Origin of the sequence: Peteryoungia ipomoeae, assembly GCF_004912165.1 — a bacterium.
Lineage (GTDB): Bacteria > Pseudomonadota > Alphaproteobacteria > Rhizobiales > Rhizobiaceae > Allorhizobium > Allorhizobium ipomoeae.
The window spans coordinates 1-25,367 of record NZ_STGV01000006.1; the positions used below are offsets into that span (position 1 = coordinate 1).

Genomic DNA, 25,367 nt, shown 5'->3' on the forward strand with positions numbered 1-25,367 from the left:
TTTCGGTGGCGGGATATCTCATACCTCGTCGCCCCCATGCCCGATCATGCTTTTTTTGAGCAGGCGGTTCTCCAGGGTGAGGTCGGCCAGCGCCTCCTTCAGGTCGCGGCTCTCCTTACGCAGCGCCTTCACCTCGTCACTGGTCGCCGAACGGGCAGTGTCGCCTGCAAGACGCTTCTTGCCTGCTTCGAGGAATTCCTTCGACCAGCTATAATACAGGCTCTCGGCGATCCCCTCGCGGCGGCAGATCGCGGCGATACTGTCTTCGCCACGTAGGCCTTCCAGGACGACACGGATTTTGTCCTCCGCTGAATGGTGCTTGCGCGTGGCGCGGCGGATGTCCTTGATCGTCTTCTCGGCCGTCGATGTCTGAGGCCCGGATTTTTGTCTCATCTTCGCTTCCTGTGATAGAGCTACGATGAGCCGAGAATCCTCTCTTCTCAATTAAGCCAGTTATGTCTCATGGGCGCTGATGTCGGACAGTCGTTGAGCAACGTCGTCATTCGCTGCGTCGTGACCTGCCCATGCGCATGCAGCATCAGACAAAACCGCCGCAGATTGGGTCCAAAGCCACCTCTTATCCCCGCAGGCAGCTGTGCTGTGGGCTGAGTAGTGTGTGTGGGAAGCTATGCTTGAGCCATTGGTCGAACTGGAGCTGACAGATGACTGGCAGCAAATGATCGAAAGCACCACTGTTTGCGACCATTCTAAGGCTGCGGCGCTAACAGAGGACTTTTCAAGAGGATTTTTGGTTGATCGCGCGGCGGCTTTACGACGAAATTCAGGTCGGAGCAGACTGTCAGAGCCGCCCTCGTGGCTTCGTTCTGACAGGCTGCGAAGCTTCGCATTTCACTGCCGCTCCTCACTTGCTTGCGATGCCGGTCGGCAAACAGAGACTGTTCCTTGCCGGCAAAGGCTATGACGGCGATTTTCTGCGCGAGGAACTCCTGATCCATGGGATCAGCCCAGTCATTCTGCGGAAAGCAAATCGGAAGAACCCACCTGCCTGCGACTTCCGAGTTTACAAGGACAGGAACCGCATCGAGCGGATGTTTAATCGAATCAAGCAATTTCGTCGCATTGCGACCCGACAAGACAAAACACGGAAATCCTTCTCAGCATTCCTCGCCCTGGTCGCTACAAAGATATGGTTGCCATGCTTTGTCAGCAGGACTTATTTGAATATCAAATCAGCACTGAGAGTAGCGTCCCCCGCTTGACGTTTGGCAGCCATCCCGCAATACCCTTCAAGGTTGTATCTCGACAATAAGCGGATGACCGAAGCCTGATCCAATCAACAATAAATGATAACAAAGCTCAAACGGGATTAATAGGTGAAGAAATTAACTAATTACTCTTTTCTTGCGGTGGTTGTAACATTGATTGTTGCTGTTCTACAGTTAAACGCAAAAGATGAGCGATATATTTATATATTGCATTTTTTTTATATATTACATTTAATTTGCTGCGCGATTTTTTGCTGGAGGGGGTATCAAAGTATTATATTGAGGCTAGATGATACATTTAACGATATACTAAGAACTTCGGCGCCTTATTTGCTATCTGTTGTAGTTATATCGATAACTATATTGCCTTTTGTTGTTAATAAAATCGACCATAACAATAATTATGTATCCTATATTGTGTTGATAGCGATGATGTCTTTGGCCTCAAGAGAAATCGTAAGCGTAATATTTGATATCTATATAAAGGAACGCAAAAATGGCCAATGATCAAAGCCTTCAGTTTCGATTTTCAGCTCCCGGCAGAGGGGATCTAACTTTTGATGCGTACACAGGAGAACTCAAAACCGATCTCTCTGAAAGAGATACGATTTACTGGGCAGACTACCTGACCGGGTGAACTGATGGGGTTGTCTAATCGCAGCTAAGGCGTCAAGCGTAAAGTCGTTAAGGCGGTGCTGCCGGGTGCATGGTTGTCTTCGCGGTCGACATCAGTCGCCGCATGATGGAGCTTCGCTGGACGAGCCTTCAATGTGGACGACGCATTCAGCTGAGACAGCGATGCAACCCCATCAGTTCACTAGGCTTATGAGGTTGGTGGTACCTGAACTGCCCCCCATTTCGACCGGACAGTCGGCATAAGCAGAAAGGCTCAAGCACAGGCTTGAGGACGGGCTTATGTCTAACGAGTGTAAGCGCTAATTTCGGCGCACCTTTTGCCACCGACGCCTCTGCCGCATGAAGTGTCCACTTAAAATAGGTGGACGCCAAATATGAGGTAAGCGTAAGCGGTGTTCTCCCCGCACATTGCCCGTTTTCGCCTGATCTGTGATCGAGGTTCCATGGATGAAGAACGGGAGTTTCTCCATGGAGACTGACCTGAGACCCGACTTCCCTCCAGATTTTGGTAGAGTCTTGGGTTTTCTGCTCTGGGGCCAAACCTTGGACCGCCGGGAATTAGAGTTTTCCGGCTCTGATCACGATGGCTGGCTGGTTGCGCCACCGGGATTATGTAGGGTGATCGGGACGTTATATCCGATCGCCGAGTGAGGACGTTCCTCGTTGTAGTATGTGCGCCAAGTCTCCAACTTTTCGCGGGAATCCGCAAGGGTCAGGAACCAATGAGCGTTCAGGCACTCCGAGCGCAGCTTGCTGTTGAACGCCTCGATGAAGCCGTTGTCGGTCGGTTTGCCAGGTCGTGAGAAGTCCAGGGTGACGTTGTTGGCATAGGCCCACAGGTCGAGGTCTCGGGAGATGAACTCGCTGCCATTGTCCACCCTGATCGTCTTGGGATAGCCGGTCTTCCGGCAGATGCCTTCCAGGGTCTGGACGACATCCTCGCCCCGGTAGGTGAAGCGTGCGTCGGCGGCCGGGCAGTAACGCGAGTGCGTGTCGACGACGGTCAGGATGCGCAGCTTCCTGCCAGTCGCGAGTTGGTCGTGGACGAAGTCCATGGCCCAGACATCGTTCGGCCCGACAGCCTCCTGGCGATCATCTCTGAGCTTTGCCTTCACCCGGCGCTTGGGATGCTTGTTGCGCAGTTGTAGCCCTAACTCGCTGTAAATCCTGCGTGTCTTCTTCATGTTGATCTTCCAGCCATCGCGGCGCAGATGCACATGCACACGCCGGCAGCCATACCGCACGCGTGTTTCGCAAATCTCCTTGATGCGTCTTTCGAGTGGGGCCTGTCCGGTGCGGCGGGACTTGTAGTGGTAGGTCGATGTGTCGAACTTCAAGACCTTGCAGGCCCGTCGGATCGATATGCCCCAGTCCACCAGCATCCCGTCGATCAGCTTGCGCTTCCGGACAGGCCTCAGAGCTTTCGGCGGATGACGTCCTGGAGCATCTCACGGTCCAGCGTCAGATCGGCGACAATCTTCTTCAGTCTGGAATTCTCATCCTCCAGAGCCTTCAATCGACGCATCTCATCGGGCAGCAGACCCGCATACTTCTTGCGCCAATTGAAATAGGCCGCCTGGCTGATCCCCGCCTTCCGGCAGATCTCCGCCACCGGCACGCCGTCGTCGCCCTGCTTCAAAATGAACGCCTTCTGGGCGTCCGAGAACTTCGATGCCTTCATGCTTCCGCTCCTTGTCCCAGCCGGGAAGTTATCGCGGAAAACTCCAATTATGAGCGGTCCAGTTTTTGGGGATCAGAGCACAACGCGCTAGCTGGGTGGCGTGCATTGCTTGACTTCCAGAGCCAAGACGGCCATCTATTAGTCATGTTGATCGGACGCTTCCATAACATCCGCACACGGATGTGCCTCATCGCAGGCATCTGACCCCCGGCCCATTCGCGTCGCGATACGGTCGAGGGGCATCGGTAGCGTACGCGCCTAGTGGGGCAATCAGCTACAAAGCGACACTCAATCACAGTTTACATTTTCAAAGCGGAGCGCAGGATGCGCATCCGCGCGTCTTGTACAGGAGACCCAACCATGGCTCTCGAGAAGAAGCGGCAGCGCAAGCCGGCAATCATCCTGACCCAAACAGATCATGAGAGACTTTTCCGTCTCGGAGAGGCCCATGCAAATCGAAACCCGGATGTTTCCGAGGCGCTCCTGATCGAACTCGACCGAGCCCACGTCGTCCAGGACGATAAGCTCGCCGCAAATGTCGTGCGCATGGGATCGAAGGTCCGTTTCACCAGTGATCTCGGCGAAGATCGGACTGTCACACTCGTTTTCCCGGCAGACGCGGATATAGCGGCGAACAGAATCTCCATCCTCACCCCGATCGGTGCTGCATTGATCGGTCTGTCGGCTGGCCAGTCCATAGACTGGATGGCGCGAGATGGTCGTTTGCACCGCCTTCAGGTCGAAGACGTCGCATCTCCTGCAACGGTCGATTCGGCATGAGATTGCCCGCATTTTCCCGACTCACAATCCGTGGAGGTCGCCTCATCGCAGGATAGCGTCCCCTGCGCGATGTTCGCGCAGGGGTTTCTCCCGCTCATGTCTATAGACGCGCTGGTGATAGCGCGATGGAGAACTGCGAAATGTCGAACGGAACCTACATTCTGACCACCAAGGATTTCAGCATACTTGAGGCCTTGTGCGACAACTGGCACGGCCGTGATGATCGGCTCCTGGTCCACATCCGACACAAGATAAACTCGGCTACCGTCGTGTTCCGCGACGATCTTCCTAGGGAGGTCGCGAGCATCAACAGTCGTGTGCGTTTTCGCGTCAACGGCGGCGAAAGCGACGCCCGCGTGATCTCCACCGGGCAGGTAGATGGGCCGGTTGGCATGTTCTTGCCGATCACGACCCTGCGTGGCCTCGCTCTGCTCGGGCTTAGGGAAGGTCAGGAGATCACGATTGAAAACATTTACGGTGATGCAGAGACGATCATGCTGGACGCAGTCGAATACCAGCCCGAGACATCTCGCCGCGAGCGCCATTCGCTCAGTCAGGATGCGGTCGTGTCGCGGGGCAAGACGCACTTGCGCCTCGTCTCAGGCGGCATGAATGGGCGCGACGGTCAGTCTTTCGGCGCTGCTGATGGTTTCGACGATCCGGGGCCTTCCGCGGCCTGACAGCCATCAAGCACTCGCGGTCGCGGGCACTTCACGGGCTCGCGATCGATCAGAAAGAACCGGACATGCAGAAAATCCTACAGTTCCAAAATTCGGATTTCATCCAGGGCCTCTTCTGGATGGCCATCGGTATGCTCTCCTTCGTTGCGATGTCTGTCGGCTCGCGGGAGCTCGCAAGCACGCTTTCGATCGAACAGGTGCTCTTTTTTCGTGCGCTGATCGGCCTTTTCGTCATTTTGGTGTTTGCCCGGAAGCTCCTGCCGGAACTTCTTCATGGGAAGCTCTTCAAGCTACATCTCGCGCGCAATTTCGTGCATTTCATCGCCCAATATCTCTGGACGATCGGTGTCGTGATGCTACCGCTCGCTTCGGTTTTCGCGCTGGAGTTCACCATGCCGATCTGGGTTGCCCTGTTTGCCTTCTTGTTTTTGCGGGAAAAATTGACAAGGCCGAGGATCGTCGCAACGATCTGTGGCTTCATCGGTGTCCTTGTCATCATTCGCCCCGGAGTTGCCATGGTGGACCCGGCGGCGGGTCTCGTTCTGATCGCCGCAGCTGGCTACGGGCTCTCCCTGATTTTCGTTAAGAGGCTTACGCGTGAAGTCTCACCGGCTGCGATCGTGGTCTGGATGATCGTGATACAGTTGCCGCTCGGCTTTGTGGCGTCGCTGAGCGACTGGCGCCCGGTGCATGTCGGCGATATTCCCTGGATGCTGGTTGCCGGCCTTGGAGCCCTCTGTGCGCATTATTGCCAAGCGCAGGCCCTGAAGCGTCTCGATGCTTCCGTTGCCATGCCGATTGATTTCCTGCGAGTACCGATGGCAGCCGTCGTTGGCTCCTGGGCTTATGGCGAAGCAATCGATCTTTGGGTCTTCCTCGGAGGAGCCATCATCGTGCTGGCCAACTATCGGACAGTTATGGCGGAGCGGCGAGCTGCGTCATGATGGCCTAACGACGACACGCAGGCGGTTGTGTTCCATAATTTAATATTATGTCGCTTGGCTCGATATTCACTCCATGAATCAAACACCTGCAGATAGATCGACTGCAAGACGACTGCTCCCCGCTGACCTGCAAGTCGACACTAAAAGCAGCTATTCCGTTCGTGTATCGCTTCATTTGGCCTCAGATCGACCTGATTTGATCATTCGCCGAAAAGGAATAGGCCATAGTCCGTTGCGCCGTGCAGGATGTGGATAATGACCACTTTGGTGGGCTCGACGCGATAGAAGATCAGGTAGTTGCCGTGAACGCGTCGACGGATTCCATGATGTTCATAGCGAGGAACGAGGGCGAAGCTGTTGGGGTGACTGATAAGATCTTCACACCGGCTCCGCAGCTCTCGAATGAATGAAAGGGCGCGCCGTGGATTGTGCTCGGCAATGTAATCGGCGATCTGCTCAAGATCGCCTTCGGCCTCGCTGGTAAACTCAAGGATCATGCGGAATTTTCGGCTTTGTCAGCCATTGCACGGTATTTAGCGTCGAGACGGTCGAACACATCGCTGGCCGAGTTAGTCCGGCCGCTGTCCGCATCAGAGATGCCGCGCATGATTGAAGCATCCAAAGCGGCGAGTCGCGTTTCACGGTCTTGAACCAGTCGCACACCTTCGCGCAGGACTTCACTTTTCGAGCCGTAGCGGCCTGTATCCACGAGCTGCTGAATATAGCTTTCGAGCTGCTTTCCCAGATCAGCGCTGATCATACGTATCTCCTTCAGACCTAACGGGAATAAGATAATCGGTTTATCAACTATTATCAAGCGAGTGAGTTCGCGCCCGCCGTTCAGCGCTGGCCAATTTCCCCTTTCCTAATGGGCGACCCAAAGAGACTTCGGCGAACTCAGCAGTGGGGGACTGTCGGGAAAGCCTCCGGGATGTGAGACCCTGTCTCACCCCAGGATAGATTTGCGATACCGAATCCTGAGAGTGCAAATGGCAGGTCACTGGTTCGATCCTGTTCAAGGCGAAGTCGAGGACGTTCGGCCCAGATACAACATGTCCTGAGTATCCGAGCCGAGCATCTCATTCGATCCTACGCAGCTTCCCAAACCTGATTGAGGATCTTTGCGGCCAGCGCGGCTTTGTCTTGCGGAAGGAAGCGACCGTAGTGCTGCTGAACTACATCGGGTGTATCCTGAATTGCGTAGCTCGCCTGCTCGTAGGATCCGGTCTGCTTCAGAATATGCGTCGCGAGAATGTCCCGCAGGTTATGGGGGCCATGCGGCAACAAGCCTTTGATGGCACCCCGCCCGGTGTAAGGGTTGTAAATTCCATAGCGTTGGATGACTGTCCTCCAAGCTTCGTAGAACGTGGTCGAGTTGTAAGCTGCATCGGTGCTGTTGGTCTTCACCGTTTTGACGAACAGGGTTCCGGGATCTCTGGCGCCTCCAAGAAGGACACCACGATGACGGTCGATATAGGCATCGAGATATTGGTAGAGGTCGAGCAGGTCCGGCAGTATCAGCCGAAACGGTTTCTGTCCGAAGAAGGATGAACCGGAGTTTTTGAATGCGACCGACGGGATAAGGACCTCCACCCTTGGTCGCGATCACTCCAGCGCAGCTCACCGCATTTCAAATCCTCCAGCCGGCGCTCTGACGTCGGATAGTGTCCACGGGGGCAGACACGAAGTTGGCGAAGGTTCTTTTGCCTGAGCCCAAGGTGCAGGCCCAGGCGAAGCAACAAGAATGATCTAACGGCCTCGGCGGCCGGTCGGGGATATCTGGCCTCATCCGGCATACGTCTCACGATCTCGTCCGTGATTTTGCGATATTCCGCCAGCGGGCTGTCCGCTTCAAGTACGCACATGATCGGTTCAAATGGATCGCGATGCACGCGCACCACTCGCTGGATCTCTTTGGAACGGTTAGCGGCATGTCGATGAAACGCATCACAGGCGCCATGCCAGTCGCGAGCTGCGAAATCGATTTCTTCCTGCTCAATCAAGCCCGCAATGGGCCTGACATTTCGAAGCAGCTCCGGATGCTGCCGGATCCAGCCGACGTCCGCGCGAGATAGGGCTTGGGCGACCATCAGCATGTCCTCTTCCCACTTGGTGTAGAAGCCACGTCGCTGCTCTCGCCACTGAAGATACCAGTCCCAAACACCGGGAAAGACGAGAAGGCCGAAGCTCAACCGGCTGAGTGGCACACCAAAACCCTTCACGACACCGTTGGGCGATGCGGCAAGGGCACCAAACATCAAGCCGAGGTGCTCAATCTTCTGGGACGCCGTTTCTTCACCCCAGACGCCGTTCCGTTGGAATCCAATCGCTGTGAGCGCCGACGTTTTGAAGCGGATGAGATCAGCCATTTCCATGGCAAGTCGCGGTGGTGCATCGACAACGCCGGAGAGCAGATCAGGATCATCAAGTTCTTCGGCAACGTTCTGAGTGGTGCCGGCCGCCGCGGCCAACGACCGAGAGGACAGAAAGCTGCTGCCATAGGTGACGCCGGGAAAGCGGATGGCATATCGCTGTTTGCTGGCCGCCGCCTGATAGCGGCGATATTCCGTAGAGCCGGAAATGATCACCCGGCGCACCCAATCTAGGGTCTCTTCGCGCTTGGTAAAGGGAAGGCTGTTGAAGTCCTCGGGTAGGTGTAATGAAATCCGTCGACGCTCAGCTGGGCCGATGTCTCCGAGATCGTGACCATAGAGCGATCGCGCCTGATGCGGCAGTTTCTCTTTGAAATATCCTTCTGCAAGTCGATAGCGTCGCTCGATGCGGCGGAGAATATTGAAACTGGCAACGGATCGGGGCACACGCTCTCCCTGGATCCAGGATAGCAGCGTCTTATTGTCGAAGGTTTCATTCAGATGAACAACGGCGCGGTAAAGCTGCCAATAGGTTTCGCCGAACCGACGCATATGATAGACCAATGCATCTTGAAAGCTTACCGGGTCCTCTGTCGCGTCGAATAGTGGTTCCGGGAAGGGGCTGATCGGTTTTGGAGCAGGCCCACGTGGCGCCGTGTCAGACGGAGCAACGATGCCATCGGCCGTTGCACGTCGCGGCTTTCTGGTTGAAGGCGCGGAGGCTGCTTTTTTGGTGGGCACCATTTTGTCCGGGCTAGCGGTCGGATTTGGTGGCCGTTGTTCTTCGACTGCTGGCGGTCCGTCTAGCCATCGGATGATTGCGTCCAGGCCTGGCTGGAGCTGCTTTTTCAGTCCTGCAGTTAGCTCAGCTTCGACATCGCAGGCCTGGCCTATAGCCGTCCAGTCGAGTTGGCCGCTCCGGAGCGGGGGCGATCTCCGATAGATGATCAAGCTCATCAGGAAGGGCCGGATGTTCTCCAGCACCCGTTTGGATGTGATCGGCGCGATACGCAGTTCGCAGAATTGGGATATTTTTCGCTGAAAATGACGTGATGAAAGATCGTGTTTGGGCATGCTCATTCCGTTTCCCTAGGCAACAGTGCCGAGGGCGAGCGGAAATATGAGGTGAGCTTTAACAAAGCATGTATCGGGCGTGTCACTTCTGATGGCGCTTGTCGTGTTAGCTCCGATGTCGCCCGGATCAAAGCTCTGGAGTTCGACGTCGGCGTTAATTAAGCGCGCTTATCTAAGTCTGTCGATTAATTAAATGAAATGCGTCTTGCTTAAATAAGGCGCGGGGCTGATATTGGGTTATGTCTGATTCCCAATCCAAAAACCGCCAGGGTCGTTTCGTCGAGACGGTCGTCGCCAGTGAAACGGTGCGTGCGTTCGTGCCCCCACCATTGCCGCCCGAACCGGCGATTGATGTGCTTTCATTGTTGGAGCGCCTTAGCTTGGCTGAACGCGCGCTCGGACGCCTGGATGGTATCACAATGCTGCTGCCGAGACAGGAGCTGTTTCTTTATATGTATGTGAGAAAGGAAGCTGTTCTTTCCTCGCAGATTGAAGGCACGCAGTCCACGCTTTCCGATCTCTTGCGGTTTGAGACCGAAGCCCAAGCCGGACAGCCGGTTGATGATATCCGTGAGGTATCCAACTACGTAGACGCCATGATGTATGGTTTAGAGCGGCTGGAAACGCTTCCCATGTCGTTGCGTCTGATCCGTGAGATGCACGCCAGGCTCCTACAGAGTGGGCGAGGAGGCACCAAGGATCCTGGAGAGTTCCGCCGCTCGCAAAATTGGATTGGTGGGACGCGCCCCGGTAACGCACTCTTTGTACCGCCACCCGTCACTGAAATGGCCGGTTGCCTAGATGCGTTCGAGCGCTTCATGCATGACGATCAATCGCGGTTACCGGCGCTAATCAAAGCCGGCCTGTTGCATGTGCAGTTTGAAACGATCCATCCGTTTCTCGATGGAAATGGTCGTATCGGTCGTCTGCTGGTGACCCTGTATCTCTGCATCAACGGCGTTTTACGAAAGCCGCTTCTCTACCTCAGTCTTTATCTGAAGTCTCATCGGAGAGAATATTATCGATTGTTGCAAGAGGTCCGTGAGCATGGAAACTGGGAAGCCTGGCTGGACTTCTTCCTGGCCGGCGTCGCGGACACCGCTAATCAAGCGTTTGAGGCTGCCACTCAGATCGTTGACCTTTTCAAGGAAGATCGGGAGCGGATCACGACGGAGAGTGATAGAGCGGGGTCGGCCCTTCGCATTCACGAGCTGTTCCAACAGAATCCTTTTCACACAGCAAACCAGATTGTTCAGATAACAGGTTTGTCCGCGCCAACCGTCAACGCCGCGCTGGCCGATCTGGAGCGTCTGGGCATCGTTGATGAGGTGACCGGCCGCAAACGTGGCCGCGTGTTCAGCTACCGACGATATCTTGCAATTCTGAGCGAAGGCACGGATCCCTTGCCCCTCAGTTGATGAGAAATGGAGGGGCCCTAGGTTCGATCGTCATCAAGAGCGAGGCTCGGCATTAGCGGGTTGAGGGTCCGTTTGCCCTCAGTAAATCCGCCGGCAGCAAGAATCAGTAATTCGGCTTTTACTTCGACGAATACGCGCTCCATCGACCCGATCTGACGGCGGCAATGAGGTGTGATACTGGCCGGCTGTTGGTCCCATAGCGGGCGCAAGTTCTACGAGCTCCATGCCTCGGATAGCTCCAAGATCGCCACCGAGACGGTGGAGCTGATGGCGAAGCTTTGGGAGGTGGAAGAAACGGCCCGGGGGCACAGCCCTGACGCCCGTGTCGCGGCGCGCCAGGGGCATCTGCTGCGGTTGTCATGGAGCTCTTCGCTCTCTGGCAGAAGACCCTGCCGCGGATCTCCGGCAAGTCGAAGCTCGCCGAGGCGATCCGCTATGCCACCTCGCGTCGCTCCATCTTCGAGCGTTTCCCTAGCGACGGCGGCGGAAGGACCTGGGCAACAATCGCCACGCTCTTTCAGACGGCGAAGATTAACAACGTCGATCCGCAGGCCTGGCTTTCCCAGACCCTCGAGCGCATCGCCAACGGCTGGCCCAGCAGCGATCTCGATGCACTCATGCCCTGGAATTACCCGCGCTGAACGACCTCAGCTTGCCGCTTACATTGTTCGATGTCGTAGCCAATTTTCTGCTTTGGTGCAACGCAACCTTAAGCTGTCCCTTCTTAAGGTTCGGTCTCTTTTTGGTGAGACCGTCATGTATCGTAGCTGGACATTCATCTTGTTTTCTGTCGCTGCAGTTCTCTTTCTGCTGCAGGTTCTACCTATGCCCGGCATCTACCTGATGATGTTCGGAGCTGCCTTCTGGACGGGCTTTCTGCTCACGGCCGGGCTGATTGCCATGGGTGTGGAAGCCTATCTGAGGAGAATTCCCCGGTTCCTGATCCTTGTCCCTATTGTGATCTTTGGCGGCTATTATGGCCTTGCCATCTGGCAGCGCGTGGAGGTGTTCCTGGTCGAGAGGCAGCTTCAGGCGGAAAACCCCTCCAATGTCGTCATGTTCGATCCGGCGGTCCATGATCTTGTTGTCGATGATGCCGCATCCTTCGTTCGCTCCAGCGCGATCGCTGCGGCCTTTGCGCGGGCCGCTACATCTCAGCCGGAAGGCTTCGTCAAAACCCACGCCGTTGAAAACATGAGCTGTGCGGTTCTCAAGGATGCAGTTGCCCGGCAGCCGGGCCGTCGTGTTCAGGTCTCCCAGAATATCCCCAGACATTCGGGGGAGGAAATGCCGTGCTTCCTTGCCATGCCGGCCCGCCCCGAACGACAGGTCATCGAGATCATCTATCAGCCGGCAGCACCGGTGAGGTGGCCGGGCGAGATTGCGATATCCGAGCACATGCTGAGCTTGAATGCACAGGCGATCGCAACTTATCGCACGGGGCGCACCAGGCTCCTTTCGCTGTTCCCCAAGGCCTATGTCGGCTGCGCTCTGATTTCGTCCAAACCTGCCTGGGAATGCGGAGCGACAGTGTCATGGGTCCGTTACCAGTTCGACGTCGCGCCGGGCGGGATCGAACGCGCGCACTACCCTGATGTCTCAAACATCCTTCTTGGCATCCCCGTTCGCCAAGATGGCGCCGGTCCTTTTGCCGATGGCGCTTTCCTGCTCGCATCGGTCGAGGAGGATGGTCAGAAATATGCGGACCTCGTCTTTGATGACCTGTTCGCCATGATGGATGAAGAGGACTACATGCCGCTTGAACATTCCGACAAGATACTGGACCGCTATCCCGAGCGCCTTCATGGACATGGCGCTGAGCTGGCACGGGCCTATGCAAGCCTGTTGAAGGTAGCGATCGGCAACAACAATGCGCGGCCGCATGGTTTTGCGCAGCGTCGGGGCCTGCTTCTGCGTGCGCTCAGCATGCTGCCCTATGACGAGTTCAAGGCGGCGGCACCTGACCTTGTGGATGCAGTCGTTGCATGGCGCCATGACCCCATTTATGTCCGGGCAGCCATGCCTGACGCTGCCTACACGGACCTCTATTTTGACGCATTTCGCAAGAGTTGGGCCAGGCGCAAGCAAAGCCATTATCAGGAGCTCGAAGCTATTGCACTTTGCCGGATCGGCAACCTTCCCGCCGATATCGTCGATACCATCCGCACGCGCTACATGGAGGCTGGTGTCGATCCGGAAGGCGTCCGCCAGGCCTATTTTCTCCTGCTTATCAAGGCCGGTGCGCAAAAGACTGCCGTCGGCGGCCTTCCTCCACCAGGGGATCCGGCAAGGCAATGGCATGATCGTATTCTGGCGGGAGAAGGCAACGGACCGCTTGGGCCGAACAACTGCCTGCCAGACAGCCGCGTCATCACTTTGGAATTGAAGCTGCCCGGGTCGGCAGCCGATATGCGGCCCGTCCTTACCGACTAGGCGTAAGTCTTCGGCTGCTTCTCAAGCAGGGAGAGTGAAGGCATGTGTCCGACGATGAGAACCTGTGTCAGGCTGCAACTTCGCCCATTGTATTGTCCCGCAGTTCCAGGGCACGCGAGCCTTACGGTCCCCTACGGGTCTCAAGGGTCGCTATCCTTCGGTCGTCCTGCGATCTGGCAGCTTGAGCGGCATTCGATAGCTGAACTGGCCCAGTGTCGCAGGTCGCTGGTTCGACTCCTTTCAAGGCGCATCCTTTACGGCCTAGACGTCATCCACACGCCGACTAGAGTTATCACCAGCCCGCTCAGCATCATCAACGTCAGCGGCTCCGAAAACAGCATCCATGCCCACAGCATTGTAACTGGCGGGCTTAGGTAAATGGCCGCGCTGACCTTTGCTGCTGGGAAGAGTCGAAGGCTGGTGTAATACACCGCGTAGGCTAGGAAAGTCGCGATCAGCACGAGCCAGGCCATGGCGAGCGCGAATTTCTGCGTGAGAGGAGGCACAAGGCTGCCTTGCATGCCCGCGCAAAGCCCGAAGAGAACCGCCCCCGTCAGCATCTGGACACAGAGACTTTGATGGACCGGCATGCGGCTCGTCGAGCTCCTCCTGTGCAGAACGGAGGCGAGGGCGAAGATCAACATTGATCCGACCGTGAGAACATAGGCCCAGGCTGGAGCGGTACCTATACCGAGGCTGTCAAAGGATACGATCAAGACACCTGAGACTGCGATTGCGGTCCCTTGCCACTGTCGTGTCGTCAAGCGCTCGCCGAGGACGGGTTGCGAGAGGGCAGCAACAGCAAGCGGAAGGAGGTCGGCGATGAGTGCTACCAAGCCGGTTGGCACTTTCTGCTCTATGGCGAGCGCGAAACCGCCCAGGTACAGAAAAACCGCCATGAACCCGAGTAACGCCTGATCCCTCACTGCAGCCAGCGACATTCTGGGACCAAAGGCCAGTGCGAACGGAAGTAGGATCAGTCCGGCCAGCAGGGTTCGCCAGAAGAGCAGCAGCATGACGCTTGCCTCCTCATTCGCATATCGGATCCCCACGAACCCGGAGCTCCACCCAACGATCAAAAGGGTGGCCAATAGCGGCCACGAAAAAGAGCGGTAATGTAGGCCCTTAATGATGCCTTCGAAAATATTCACTGATACCTCGTACATGCAGCCGCGTTTCAGGATTAACGAGCCGGCGACGCAATGCCGCATGACAAATGTCGATGAGACCATGACATTCGTTCTGCATCTGTCATACTGTTGGGATCGCCCTGCAACACTGACGCGGATGTAAGGATGATCGAGATCAACAGTCGCCGTTTGGAAATTGACGCACTGCGGGCAATGTGCGCGATCAAGCGTCACGGCGGAATCACTAGGGCCGCGGCTGCCTTAGGACTTTCGCAATCGGCCGTCAGCCATAAGATTCGGCGACTTGAGTTGAGTCTTGACTGCGAGTTGTTCTCGCGCCGAACAGGCGGCCCAGCTTTCACCACAGCTGGCCAGGAGCTCCTGGACTACGCTGGCAAGATTCTGGACCTGCACGATGAGGCTTTGCTGAGCCTCGCGAAGACGCCACTTGCGGGGCGACTGCTGCTGGGGTTCACAGAAGACACAGCTTGCAGCGACCTCGCGCGCATTCTTGGCCGCTTTAAAAAGCTGCACCCGAATGTGGTTGTTCGGACGAAGGTTCGCATGAGCCTTGTCCTTCGCGCCATGCTGGAGCGTGACGAGTTGGACGCTGCGATCGTTCAGATTTTTGATCATGAAGTGAGGCCGACGGATGTTGTTCTCTACAAAGAAGCTCTTCGCTGGGTAAGCCATCCCGAGCTAGAGCTCCGACGCGAAGAGCCAATCCCGTTCTTGTCCTTCGATGATGACTGCTTTTATCGGAAGTGGGCGCTTGATGTAGGGCGGGATGATGTCGTTCTGGAAACGGTTTTTGAGTGTGCAAGCTCGGCGGGCATTGTCTCTGCGGTCAATGCCGGGATGGGCGTCGCATTGTTGAGCGATCGCCATATCAGGCGCAACATGCACATCATTACCGATCGCTTACCCGCACCCCCTTCGCTTGCCTATGTTGTACGGCGGGCACGGAAGGCGCGGAACCCGGCTCTTGACAGCCTCATCGCAGAAATACAAGCCGAGGTTGGGCGTCAGGGAGGACTGGCGTTGATTGGTTAAGTTCGGATGGGTTCGGATTGATGCCGCCATCGTTGCCAACACCGCTCATTGGTCCAGGTGCCGTGAGGCAGGCGCCACCTGAATGTGGGCCGGGCCCTACGACCCAGCCCGTGCCGCGATCAGGATTGTCGTCGATGTGACCAGAGAATAAGTGGCGACGCGGGTGACCAGCGACCCATTGCTGTGCCCTCTGTGTATCCCCCATTGACGAACGATATAGCTCCTACATCGTCGCAATCAGCTTCTCATCTGACCATACCAGCTTCACCATCAGAGTAATTCACTGGCAGCCAGTCGAAGTTGTCGCCTTCCTTGAGCACATTGCCGATCCCCGGAAAGGCGATGTGCGCGCCGGCGACGAGATGGCCTTCGGCGATGGCTTCGGCGAAGGCTACGCGCCGGGATCGTACCGCGCCTGAACGATCCATGTCGAACTCGATAGTCACCTCAGGCTGGTCGAATTGAACGATATCGCCATGGGTGATGTCGCCCCAGAACACCAGTTTCTTCCCGGCGCTTTGAACCACGATCGAACTGTGGCCTGGAGTATGGCCAGGGCGCAGGATCGATTGGAAACCCGAAATCACCTCCTCATCATCCTCGAACACTTCAACCCGGCCCCGCTCAAGATACGGCCGAAGGCACTCCTCCGCCTCCTTGAACAGTTGCTGGTTCAAGCCTTCCGGTCGCGCCTCTGCCGGGGTTTTCAGCCAGAATTCAAGTTCACGCGCGGGAACATGCAGGGTTGCTTTCTCAAAGACGAGCTTCCCGTCCCGAGCCAGGCCACCGGAATGATCCGTGTGGACATGGGTCAAAATGACATGATCAATCTCAGAGGCCTTGTAGCCGGACGCTTCCAGGTTGGCGAGCAGATGCCCGGCCTCCGCGCCTAAGTAGCTACCACTACCGGCATCTATGAGGACGAGACGCTGGCCGTCATTGACGAGGAAGGCGTTCACCGATGTGTCAGTCGGGATGTCACGGTAAGCTGCGTGCAGCAGTCGAGCGGCTTGCTCTGCAGTCACGTCACGATACATTTCCGGAAGAGGCAGCGGCAGTGTGCCGTCCGAGAGTGCCGTGATTTCCAGATCGCCCAGAGCAAGTCTGTAGAAACCGGGTGACTGAAAGTATTGCTTGGGGGCAGCCGCGAAAGTGAGGGAAGGGGCGCCCGAAATGGCCGCGACCGTGGCTAGCATGGACGCCCCCTTGAGGACGTTTCGTCGTGTTATGCTGTTCATGATAAATCCTTCATCCATTGTCACCGAGCAGCGGCAATTCGATGCGCGCGGCGAGTACGGGATGAAAGTAAGTGGTGGTCGTTCGGGCGATTAGGCGCTGAACCTTGATCGCGCTGTCAGCGATTTGATTACAATGAGGGATCGAGCAGATAGACTGCTCAGGTTAGCCGCAGCACGTTTTCGAGATTCTCACTCAGATAGTCGATGAAGGATCTCACCTTGAGAGGCTGGACGCGTCCACCGGCCCTAACGGCATACAATGTGGCACTGGGTCCGGACCATTCAGGGAGAATGCGGACGACGTCGCCGGCTGCCACGGCTTGATGGACGAGGTGCGGATTGGTCAGCTGAATGCCCTGTCCCCGGATGAGGAATTCGAACAGGGCCTCCGGATCTGTCGCAACTACCGCTGGGTTGATGGGGAAATCAATGATCTCTCCATGCCGTGTTAAAGGCCACGAGTGCTGAGGCCTGCCATAGAACAGTTGCGTCACGAGACAGGCGTGGTCTTTGAGCTGAGATGGATGGTCTGGAACTCCATGCTGTTCGAGGTATTGCCTCGATGCGTAAAGACCTGTCTGGATATCCGCGAGGCGACGAGCGGCGAGGTTGGAATCGGGCATGGGGCCGTTCCACAGGCGGCAGGCGACGTCGATGTCCTCATGCACGATGTTTTTGACGTCATGGTCGAGAAGTAGCTGCAGCTTCACCTCCGGATAGGCTTCCCGAAAGCCGACCATCAGCGGGGCGAGGGCCTTGGTGACTAGCCAATGGGGTGATGTAACTCTCAGCCATCCGGAGGGTCTGCCATGCACCTGCTCGACCGCGCTCTCCGCGTCACCGACAAGGCGCGCAAGATCGCGACATCGCTCGAAATAGACCGATCCTGCCTCCGTCAAACGTATGTTGCGGGTGGTTCGGTGAAGGAGCTTCACCCCCAGCCTCTGCTCCAGATCCTGCACTTTCTTGCTGATCCGCGCCTTGGATGTTCTGAAACTCTCTGCTGCAGCGGTAAAACTTCCCCGCTCAACGACTTCAACAAAGGCAAGCGTGTCGCTCATGTCTCGAAGCATTTACAGGGGCCCTCAGGTGGCTTGGATCGGCGGAAACACCTCACCGCCTGCCATGGCGAGATAGGCGAGACACATGCGTTTTAACTCTTCACAAATTGCCTGCTGGTCCGACGAGGGCAGATTGCGCTCAAATACGTTTCTGACCGTTCCGAAGATGACGGAGAGAAGCGTGAGGTTGACGAGATCGATGTCTTCGTAACGCGCATTGGGAGCGCTCAGCAGCATCGCCCTGGTCGCGGCATCCATACGCTTGGCGAAAGCATCAATCAGCGCCTCGTTGTCCAGCTCGACCGCAGAGCTGTAGAGCGCGCGCGTGACATCGCTGCGCTCCGTTTTTGCTTCCCAGTAGGCGGCAATGAGCGCTTCGACCATCTCGCCGGTCGGCCGGCCATGATGTGTACGGCAGGTCATTTCCACGCGTTCCGCCAATCTGTCGAGATAGCGTTCGTTGAGCGCGTAGAGCAGCGACTGCTTGTGTGGAAAATACTGGTACATGGTGCCGACCGAGACGCCGGCGCGCTCTGCCACCCGCGTGGTGGTCAGGCGGTGGGTTCCCTCGGCAATCAAAACCTGAATGGTCGCTTCGAAAATCGCATCGATCGTCGAGGCCGAGCGGGCCTGACGCGGCTGTTTGCGGGCTTTCAGGTGCCGAGGAGGCGAGACTTCCATATGCGAATCCAAAAAACCGAACGATCCTTCATATATTTAGCCTTGCATCCTTCCCAAATGCAAAGGTGAATATATGACTGATACGAAGAAAATCGCGCTCGTGACAGGCGCCAACAAAGGCATCGGATTGGAGATTGCAAGGCAACTGGCTGAGGCCGGCGTCACCGTGATCATGGGCGCCCGCAGCCATGCCCGCGGCGAGGCGGCTGCGAAGGGCCTGTCGCAGGCCGGATTGACAACGGAAGCCATTGCGCTGGACCTTGACAGAGAGGAGACTATCGCTGCTGCGGCCACCACGATCTCCACTCGCCATGGCAGGCTCGACATTCTTGTCAACAATGCCGGCATCGTTGACGCTGAAGACGGACCACCTTCTGTTGCAACAGTTGGTGCGGCAAGACGGCTGATGGAGACCAACTTTCTTGGCACCCTGGCCGTCACCCAGGCCATGTTGCCGCTGTTGCGCAAGTCGAGCGCCGGCCGCATCGTCAATCTGGCCACAACACTTGGCTCACTCACGGTAAATGGCGATCCGACCTCGCCCTATTATGAGGCACGGCTAATTGGCTACAACGCTTCAAAGGCTGCATTGAACATGCTGACGGTGCAGCTGGCTGCTGAACTCCAGGGCACCTCAATCGTCGTGAATTCGGTCGCGCCAGGCTATGTCAAAACGGACCTGACGGCAGGCAATGGCCACATGACGCCCGAAGAGGGGGCCCGTCTTCCGGTCCAATACGCGTTGCTCCACGACAATGCGATCTCTGGCCGGTTTGTTGCCCCCGAGGGCTCTGTCGCTTGGTAGCGTCACGTTATCCGGACCGGCCAATGTCGGCCCTCTCCGACCTCTCTGTCGCGTGGCTGCGAACCACGCCTTTGTCCGGGTATCAATGGGGGGCGTCAGTGAAACGGATAATCGGCACGAAGGCACTAAGTCGCAAGGGAACACATGGTAGAGACAGTCGCAACCTCCGACTATCCTGAGCCCGGTCCTCTATCGCCAGAGGATGATCAGGATTTTCCGCCGGGCGCAGATGCACCTATGCTAGACCGAACTGTCCCAGATCGCACGTCACCGCGTGGCCTGGAGCATTTCATAGCGGGCCGAACCTTGTTGAGCGGAGACGGTCTGGCCTGGAGTGACCTTTTCGTTGAAGTCTACTCACGCCATCAGAAGCAAGAGCCGTTTCTGGTCCCGGCAGTGGCCGAACCGCTGGTGGTCTGGGTTATGTCGGGTGAGGCCATCATCGAAGAGCGAGATCTCGATGGAGAGTGGCAGGCCGCCCATGTCACCGTTGGCGATTTCTTTCTGACCCGAACAGACCGGCCTTATGAGATGCGATGGCGCGCTCTCGGATCTGATCCGTTTCAGGTGATGCACCTATACATGTCTGTCCCTCTGTTCGAGCGCGTGGCAAGCGATCTCCTTGGGCGCGACACTCCTCCGCGGCTGCGCGATGTGTCGGGTGGTCAGGATCCACGGCTCGCACATTTCCTGGCTCTCATTCACCACGAGCTCACGGCGCAGGGTAAGGGGAGCCGGTTGTATGTCGAAGGGCTAGCCCAAAGTCTTGCTGTTCATCTAATACGAAACTACGCCTCGAACGGCGGCGATGATGATCGGCAAACCGCATTGCCCGGCTACAAGCTGAGGAGGGCGATCGCTCATCTGGAAGAACACTTGGCTGAACCGTTCAATCTGGCGGAGCTTGCGGAAAAGGCCGGGATGAGCCCTTTCCACTTCAGCCGATTGTTCAAGAAAGCGACAGGGCTGTCACCTTCTCGCTACTTCATCCGTCAACGGATGGCGCGCGCTCAGCAACTTCTACAAGAGACAGATCTCAGCATCATCCGAGTAGGCATTGCTGTTGGATACACCAGCCCGAGCCATTTTTCGCAAGTCTTCAGACGGGAGACGGGACTGTTGCCCAGCCACTATCGCAAGACGTGAATACTACGTGCCGCAGATCCAGGGTGGTGTCCCGATGTTCTCACACATCAACCTTCTGGCGGTATCAGGACACGCGTTTGTTTCTCCCACCGCCAGGATGTGTGCCCCAGCAATTGGGTTCCGCCCCACCAGCGATCAACGCCGCGTGTCTCAACGAAGTCGATTTCGCCCGCGATGATCTTGTGTCCGTCAGCCGTCAATCGAAGACGGCTTCCGACATACATGTCCCAGGCGTCGGCATCATCAAAAAAGTCCGTCGCCCACAAGCGTCCTCTCAGACCGGCAAGGAGGGGTGAAACGCCAGAAGCAAGTGTGGTAATCAGGTCAACAACCAACGGCAAATCAAGCAGATGCAAGGGGTCGCTGGCAAAGGCCCTAGCAACCTCGTCGACGGTACAGCTTTCATCGGCGACAGTCATCAGTACCAGGCGCTCGGACGAGCCAAGGCCCGTTTCGGCGCTCGGCAGATCATCAAGAAGCGCTTCTCTTGTCTGAGTCATGAAGGGAAAATGGGACAGCTCTTCTAAACTTAGGCCAAGCCATGCATGGGGCGTGGAAGCTGAGTATGCCGACCATATTGCGGCGGCTGCGGTCAGATGCTGATTTTCAACCGATATCGGCGCCACCACCGAACTGATCTGCGTCTGAGGGGCCTGTTGTCCCCACGGTGTTATGCCCTGGAAGATCAACAGATTTGTGTGGCCGACGTCCGCGGCAAGGGCTTGGCTCAATAGATACACCATCAGCAGTTGGCTGTTGGGGTCAGGATCTATGTACAGCTCCACCTGATCGGCGTCACGCCAACGCTGCAAGATCTGTTCCACCGCCGGGTGGATGGAGGGAAGGGCCTGTTGTTTGTCGCTGTCGCCAAGATCCAATTTAACGACAGGAGACCTGATGAAGCTGCTGCGCACAGGTATGATTTGTGACCTCGCTGGAATGGATACCTGGCTCGCCTTCAAATAGCCGGCGGCTGCCTCGTTGCAGGTCACGCACAATCGATTTCGCATGGAAGAACCTCAGTATTTGTCATGAGCACCAGAGCAAGTGCCGCTGTAGTCTCACTGGCTCAGGTGCAATCTTGACGCCATTCGACGCGAGCGCGTCGGCGTCCTCGGGCCGAAAGGTGTCGCGGTGGCATCGTTGTCGCAGGCCTCGAGAGGAGTGGAGATACAAATGCGGAATGATCTCATCAACCAGCAGGTTCTCGTCAGGAACTATCGCATTGCCGCCGGTACTCATGGCAAAGGTGAACCCATAGTTCTGCTCCATGGAACTCCATCCTCATCGCTTATCTGGCGGAACGTCACGCCACTCCTCATCGAGGCCGGGTTCGAGATCCACGTGTTCGATCTCCTGGGCTTCGGTCTCTCCGAACGCCCGCAGGCAGGAGATGTGGACACGTCCATGTCTGGGCAGGTACCAATTCTCGAAAAGATGCTGGAGCACTGGGGCCTCGAACGTTTTCATCTGGTGGCGCACGATATTGGCGGGGGAATAGCGCAAAGGTTTGGCGTTTTTAGTCCATATCGATTGAAGTCGCTAACGATGATCGACGTCGTGAGCTTCGACAGCTATCCCTCAAGGCGGACCAAGCAGCAAATGGAAAAGGGGCTCGAGGCGCTGATGAAAGCGCCCGACGCCGCGCATCGGGCGCATTTCCGGGATTGGCTGCTCAGCGCTGTGCACGACAAACACCGGTTCGAAGAAGGACCGCTTGAGACGTATCTTGATTACATTTCTGGTCCGATCGGGCAGCCGAGCCTGTTTGAGCACCAGGTAAAGCACTACGACCCGGTTCATACATTGGAGGTTGCTGACAGGCTTGGTGAGTTGAAAGATCTCCCTGTGCAACTCATCTGGGGCGCCAATGACGAGTGGCAGGTCCCAGAGTGGGGGCGAAAGCTCCGTGATGCAATCCCTGGGTCAGCCCTGACCATCTTGGAAAATTGCGGTCACTTCTCGCCGGAGGACCAGCCGGAGAAAATTGCGGAACTGGTTTCGCAGTTTATACGGCCTGCTTCAGCAACGTTCTCGTAAGTCGTCGTAGCGCTACCGGCCGCAGATCTCTTCTCTGGGCTCAAGCGGCCAACTCGCTGGCTGGGCGCTTCTCCGTCGAATTCAGCAAAAGCGCAACACACGAAGCAAGATCGCGCGAGACGATCCACCATCAGCTCTTAGCTTCTTCTCTTTCAATGACGGCGGTCTACGGACCGCCGAGTAAAGGAGAAGAGAAAATGAATTCACGTACCGCCATCTTTCCAACGGATCGTCACGCCCTCTACCAAGCGCACGGCTACTCGGCAGCAATAGCCTCCGGCGGCCTTCTATTCGTTTCCGGCCAGGTCGGAAGCCGGTCCGACGGATCACCAGAGCCCGACTTCGCGGCGCAGGTCCGACTGGCCTTCGCGAACCTTGAAGCGACCCTGTCGGCTGGAGGTTGCAGCTTTGACGATGTTGTCGACGTGACGACCTTCCACACGGATCCCGAAAACCAATTCGGCGTCATCATGGCGGTGAAAAACGAGGCATTTCCGGAACCACCTTATCCAAGCTGGACTGCGATCGGTGTCACCTGGCTCGCCGGGTTTGACTTCGAGATCAAGGTTATCGCTCGTATACCGAGCGACCGCTGATATTCATCGCGCTCTGCCACGACGTTGCTGGGAGCAAATCTAGGGCTCCTGCCTTGCACTTTTGCGTCACACGCATGCGGATCGCGACTTTTGCGCAAGATCCCGACATGCGGCGCAAGACCCCGAAAGAAGCTCATCCAGTCGAGCCTAAATCTCACCTCGTCAACGCGACAAACCGTCTTCAAGGCGGCTTCCCCAGATTAGGAGTGACGACAATGACGAACCTGAACGAAAAAATCGCCCTCGTGACCGGCGCCTCCAGCGGTATTGGCGCCGCAACCGCTCTCAAGCTTGCCGAGGCCGGAGCGAGAGTTGGCATTGCCGCCCGCCGCACCGAAAAGCTCAATGAGCTCAAGATGAAGATCGAGGCTGTGGGTGGCGAAGCCATGGTACTTGAGATGGACGTGGTTGACCCCACCTCCGTCGAAGCTAGCGTCAAGACGCTTGTCAATACCTATGGTGCGATCGACATCCTCGTCAACAATGCCGGCGTGATGCCGCTCTCCGATATCGACCAGTTCAAGGTCGATGAGTGGCACCGGATGGTGGATGTGAACGTGAAGGGTCTCTTCAACACGACGGCCGCCGTCCTGCCGCAGATGATCAAACAGCACTCAGGCCATGTATTCAACATGTCCTCGATTGCCGGCCGTAAGGTGTTCAAGGGGCTGTCGGTCTATTGCGCCACCAAACATGCAGTCGCTGCATTTTCGGATGGCCTGCGCATGGAGGTGGGCCCGAAGCACAACATCCGGGTCACCTGCATCCAGCCGGGTGCTGTCGCCACAGAGCTTTACGATCACATCACCGATCCCGGCTACCGCCAGCAGATGGACGACCTTGCCGGCCAGATGACCTTCCTAAAGGGCGAGGACATCGGCGACACGGTCGTCTTTGCCGCACAGGCACCGGCGCATGTTGATGTGGCCGAACTCTTCGTCCTGCCCGTGGAACAGGGCTGGTAAGGCGCCGCCCTTTCGGCCCCTGCCGCTGCGCAGGGGCCTCAAAGGAGATCCAGATGAAGGAACTACCCGCATCGCAGGCCTACCGTCTGCTTGAACCTGGCCCGATCGTGTTGGTGTCGACCTACGACAACGGCAAGCCCAATGTCATGACAATGGGCTTCCACATGATGATCCAGCACGATCCGCCGCTCATCGGCTGTGTGATCGGCCCCTGGGACCATAGCTATCACGCGCTTCGCAAGACCGGTGAATGCGTGATTGCCGTGCCAGGCCTGGATCTGGCCGAAACCGTTGTCGATGTCGGAAACTGTTCCGGCGCGGATTTCGACAAGTTTGAGCGGTTTGGCCTGAGGACCAGGCCCGCGGAGCAGGTCTCGGCTCCCCTTCTCGCGGATTGCCTGCCAACATCGAATGTGTCGTCATCGATGACAGGCTGCGCGACCCCTACAACCTCTTCATCCTTGAGGCGAAGAGGATCTGGCTCAATGAAAGCCGGACGGAACGGCGAACCCTACACCATCGGGGGGATGGGACCTTCGCCGTCGACAACGGCACGCTCGACCTGAAGCACCGCATGGTCAAGTGGCGTCACCTGCCGTGAGTACTGTGCACAGGGGCGTTTCCCCACTCGAATCTACCAAGGAAGGAAAAACCATGAGGAACATCGACAACAAGATAATCCTGATTACCGGAGCCAGCAGCGGGATTGGAGAAGCGACCGCGCGCGCCCTAGCTACTTCAGGCGCTGTCGTGGTGCTCGGCGCAAGACGAACGGATCGCCTCAAAGAGCTTGCCAGGGACCTCACTGCTGCCGGGGGCAGGGCAATCTACAGATGCCTTGATGTGACTTCTCGTGAGAGCGTCCAGTCCTTCGCGGATGCGGCCGTGCAGGAGTTCGGTCGGATTGATGTGATCATTAATAATGCCGGCATCATGCCGTTGTCACCCATGGCGTCTCTGAAGGTGGACGAGTGGGACCGGATGATCGACGTCAACATTAAGGGCGTCCTCCATGGCATTGCAGCGGTTCTGCCAGTGATGAACAGTCAGGGATCCGGTCAGATTATCAATATCTCCTCGATCGGCGGCCTTGCCGTCTCGCCGACGGCCGCCGTTTACTGCGCAACCAAATATGCGGTTCGCGCGATCTCGGACGGGCTGCGCCAGGAGAACGACAAGCTCCGCGTCACCTGCATCTATCCGGGTGTGGTGGAATCTGAACTGGCGAACACGATCACCGATCCGGTGGCGGCGCAGGCCATGGAAAGTTATCGCCAGATCGCTTTGAAGCCCGAGGCGATTGCAGCGGCTATCATGCATGTTATAGGCCAGCCTGACGGGGTGGACACGAGCGACATCGTCGTTCGACCAACGGCGAGTGACTGAAACCCGGCACCTCATCCGGCGC

20 protein-coding genes and 5 pseudogenes are annotated in these 25,367 nt (G+C 57.0%); 15 read left to right on the forward strand and 10 right to left on the reverse strand.

Annotated elements, in window-relative coordinates:
• Positions 1-393, reverse strand: a pseudogene (locus FAA97_RS16685) (transposase); the annotation flags it as partial.
• Between the two features lie 223 nt (positions 394-616).
• On the opposite strand from FAA97_RS16685, the pseudogene FAA97_RS16695 reads away from it, so the two are divergent.
• Positions 617-1,220, forward strand: a pseudogene (locus FAA97_RS16695) (IS5 family transposase); the annotation flags it as partial.
• Between the two features lie 1,220 nt (positions 1,221-2,440).
• Here the strand turns inward: FAA97_RS16695 and FAA97_RS16700 are convergent.
• Positions 2,441-3,543 (reverse strand): IS3 family transposase gene (locus tag FAA97_RS16700; RefSeq protein WP_136599704.1). Its coding sequence is split into 2 segments (ribosomal slippage): positions 2,441-3,282 and positions 3,282-3,543, totalling 1,104 coding nucleotides; the frame shifts between segments, so codons are not numbered across the junction.
• A gap of 360 nt (positions 3,544-3,903) precedes the next feature.
• Here FAA97_RS16700 and rnk point away from each other — a divergent pair.
• The 3 genes from rnk (at position 3,904) to FAA97_RS16715 (ending at position 5,947) form a co-directional block, all read left to right on the forward strand.
• Positions 3,904-4,323, forward strand: coding sequence for a nucleoside diphosphate kinase regulator (gene rnk / locus FAA97_RS16705; protein ID WP_136599705.1), 420 nt, complete (start codon positions 3,904-3,906; stop codon positions 4,321-4,323).
• A 140-nt stretch (positions 4,324-4,463) separates the two neighbouring features.
• A complete protein-coding gene (locus tag FAA97_RS16710; protein WP_136599706.1) occupies positions 4,464-5,003 on the forward strand; it encodes a GreA/GreB family elongation factor in 540 nt (179 codons plus the stop codon).
• Positions 5,004-5,068: 65 nt separating this feature from the next.
• Entirely contained in the window at positions 5,069-5,947 is an 879-nt protein-coding gene (locus FAA97_RS16715) for a DMT family transporter (protein WP_136599707.1), read from the forward strand.
• 200 nt (positions 5,948-6,147) lie between these two features.
• On the opposite strand, the gene FAA97_RS16720 is transcribed toward FAA97_RS16715, so the two are convergent.
• The 3 genes and pseudogenes from FAA97_RS16720 to FAA97_RS16730 form a co-directional block, all read right to left on the reverse strand.
• On the reverse strand, positions 6,148-6,444 hold the full coding sequence (locus FAA97_RS16720; RefSeq protein ID WP_136599708.1) for a type II toxin-antitoxin system RelE/ParE family toxin: 297 nt from the start codon (positions 6,442-6,444) through the stop codon (positions 6,148-6,150).
• Complete coding sequence (locus FAA97_RS16725; RefSeq protein ID WP_136599709.1) at positions 6,441-6,707, reverse strand: type II toxin-antitoxin system ParD family antitoxin; 267 nt, start codon at positions 6,705-6,707, stop codon at positions 6,441-6,443. Before FAA97_RS16725 ends, FAA97_RS16720 begins: the two co-directional genes overlap by 4 nt.
• Before the next feature lie 329 nt (positions 6,708-7,036).
• Positions 7,037-9,399, reverse strand: a pseudogene (locus FAA97_RS16730) (hypothetical protein).
• Positions 9,400-9,632: 233 nt separating this feature from the next.
• On the opposite strand from FAA97_RS16730, the gene FAA97_RS16735 reads away from it, so the two are divergent.
• The 3 genes and pseudogenes from FAA97_RS16735 to FAA97_RS16745 all read left to right on the forward strand — a co-directional run bounded on the left by FAA97_RS16735 (position 9,633) and on the right by FAA97_RS16745 (position 13,244).
• On the forward strand, positions 9,633-10,811 hold the full coding sequence (locus FAA97_RS16735; RefSeq protein ID WP_136599710.1) for a Fic family protein: 1,179 nt from the start codon (positions 9,633-9,635) through the stop codon (positions 10,809-10,811).
• 148 nt (positions 10,812-10,959) lie between these two features.
• Positions 10,960-11,452, forward strand: a pseudogene (locus FAA97_RS16740) (IS66 family transposase); the annotation flags it as partial.
• Between the two features lie 115 nt (positions 11,453-11,567).
• Positions 11,568-13,244, forward strand: coding sequence for a hypothetical protein (locus FAA97_RS16745; RefSeq protein ID WP_136599711.1), 1,677 nt, complete (start codon positions 11,568-11,570; stop codon positions 13,242-13,244).
• 254 nt (positions 13,245-13,498) lie between these two features.
• Here FAA97_RS16745 and FAA97_RS16750 read toward each other — a convergent pair whose 3' ends face one another.
• Positions 13,499-14,410: a DMT family transporter gene (locus FAA97_RS16750; RefSeq protein ID WP_136599941.1), complete on the reverse strand. Its 912-nt coding sequence runs from the start codon at positions 14,408-14,410 to the stop codon at positions 13,499-13,501.
• Between the two features lie 129 nt (positions 14,411-14,539).
• Here FAA97_RS16750 and FAA97_RS16755 point away from each other — a divergent pair, with 129 nt between their 5' ends.
• Entirely contained in the window at positions 14,540-15,427 is an 888-nt protein-coding gene (locus FAA97_RS16755; RefSeq protein ID WP_136599712.1) for a LysR family transcriptional regulator, read from the forward strand.
• A 245-nt stretch (positions 15,428-15,672) separates the two neighbouring features.
• Here FAA97_RS16755 and FAA97_RS16760 read toward each other — a convergent pair whose 3' ends face one another.
• The 3 genes from FAA97_RS16760 to FAA97_RS16770 all read right to left on the reverse strand — a co-directional run bounded on the left by FAA97_RS16760 (position 15,673) and on the right by FAA97_RS16770 (position 18,407).
• Positions 15,673-16,665: an MBL fold metallo-hydrolase gene (locus tag FAA97_RS16760; RefSeq protein ID WP_136599713.1), complete on the reverse strand. Its 993-nt coding sequence runs from the start codon at positions 16,663-16,665 to the stop codon at positions 15,673-15,675.
• A gap of 158 nt (positions 16,666-16,823) precedes the next feature.
• Complete coding sequence (locus FAA97_RS16765) at positions 16,824-17,726, reverse strand: LysR family transcriptional regulator (protein ID WP_246041533.1); 903 nt, start codon at positions 17,724-17,726, stop codon at positions 16,824-16,826.
• A 24-nt stretch (positions 17,727-17,750) separates the two neighbouring features.
• The gene (locus FAA97_RS16770; protein ID WP_136599715.1) at positions 17,751-18,407 is read right to left on the reverse strand and encodes a TetR/AcrR family transcriptional regulator; all 657 of its coding nucleotides are present in this window, start codon (positions 18,405-18,407) and stop codon (positions 17,751-17,753) included.
• A 73-nt stretch (positions 18,408-18,480) separates the two neighbouring features.
• On the opposite strand from FAA97_RS16770, the gene FAA97_RS16775 reads away from it, so the two are divergent.
• Both FAA97_RS16775 and FAA97_RS16780 read left to right on the forward strand, forming a co-directional pair.
• Complete coding sequence (locus tag FAA97_RS16775) at positions 18,481-19,212, forward strand: SDR family oxidoreductase (RefSeq protein WP_136599716.1); 732 nt, start codon at positions 18,481-18,483, stop codon at positions 19,210-19,212.
• A 237-nt stretch (positions 19,213-19,449) separates the two neighbouring features.
• Entirely contained in the window at positions 19,450-20,358 is a 909-nt protein-coding gene (locus FAA97_RS16780; RefSeq protein ID WP_246041557.1) for an AraC family transcriptional regulator, read from the forward strand.
• Positions 20,359-20,405: 47 nt separating this feature from the next.
• Here FAA97_RS16780 and FAA97_RS16785 read toward each other — a convergent pair whose 3' ends face one another.
• Complete coding sequence (locus FAA97_RS16785) at positions 20,406-21,368, reverse strand: hypothetical protein (protein ID WP_136599718.1); 963 nt, start codon at positions 21,366-21,368, stop codon at positions 20,406-20,408.
• A gap of 166 nt (positions 21,369-21,534) precedes the next feature.
• Here FAA97_RS16785 and FAA97_RS16790 point away from each other — a divergent pair, with 166 nt between their 5' ends.
• The 5 genes and pseudogenes from FAA97_RS16790 (at position 21,535) to FAA97_RS16810 (ending at position 25,345) form a co-directional block, all read left to right on the forward strand.
• Positions 21,535-22,398, forward strand: coding sequence for an alpha/beta fold hydrolase (locus FAA97_RS16790; protein WP_136599719.1), 864 nt, complete (start codon positions 21,535-21,537; stop codon positions 22,396-22,398).
• A 197-nt stretch (positions 22,399-22,595) separates the two neighbouring features.
• On the forward strand, positions 22,596-22,994 hold the full coding sequence (locus FAA97_RS16795) for a RidA family protein (protein ID WP_136599720.1): 399 nt from the start codon (positions 22,596-22,598) through the stop codon (positions 22,992-22,994).
• A 215-nt stretch (positions 22,995-23,209) separates the two neighbouring features.
• Complete coding sequence (locus FAA97_RS16800; protein ID WP_136599721.1) at positions 23,210-23,959, forward strand: SDR family oxidoreductase; 750 nt, start codon at positions 23,210-23,212, stop codon at positions 23,957-23,959.
• Positions 23,960-24,012: 53 nt separating this feature from the next.
• Positions 24,013-24,560 (forward strand): annotated as a pseudogene (locus FAA97_RS16805) (flavin reductase family protein).
• A 53-nt stretch (positions 24,561-24,613) separates the two neighbouring features.
• A complete protein-coding gene (locus FAA97_RS16810) occupies positions 24,614-25,345 on the forward strand; it encodes an SDR family oxidoreductase (RefSeq protein WP_136599942.1) in 732 nt (243 codons plus the stop codon).
• Positions 25,346-25,367: the final 22 nt, after the last annotated feature.